The 394-nt window shown below is 54.1% G+C and carries 1 pseudogene; it reads right to left on the bottom strand.

The features are described 5' to 3' along the window. A pseudogene (gene scpC, locus I6F37_RS43755) lies at positions 1-394 on the bottom strand (propionyl-CoA:succinate CoA transferase); the annotation flags it as partial.

Raw genomic sequence — 394 nt, 5'->3', positions numbered from 1 at the left:
GATCGTGATAGTGATTGAGTTCAATGATCACTTTCTTCGCCCGCAGCAGCCAGGTCGGCGCATTACCGATCCCGCTGGTTAACCAGACTCGACCATCCGGTGCCAGTGCCGATGCTTCAATGACGGCAACATCAATGTCGCCGAAGAAACCGTAATTGACCATTTGCGCCACTTCGCTCAAATGCAGGTCAACGAAACTCACCGCGCCCTGATTGATCTTTTTACGTAAACCGGACGATGTTTGATATGGCGCACGCCAGGAAACAGCATCGGCGTCAGAAAGTACATCGTCAGCGGCGGCGCTGATTGACGCACCCGTCAGAAGGCGAATTTGATACGGCTTTTTGGCCTCATGCTGTTCGTTAGCTCTGCGGGCAATCGCGGTGGGTAGGGC

Source organism: Bradyrhizobium sp. NBAIM08 (genome assembly GCF_020193935.1).
GTDB lineage: Bacteria > Pseudomonadota > Alphaproteobacteria > Rhizobiales > Xanthobacteraceae > Bradyrhizobium > Bradyrhizobium yuanmingense.
Note: the sequence above shows the minus strand (reverse complement) of the source record. Positions and strands in the feature narration are given on the sequence as shown.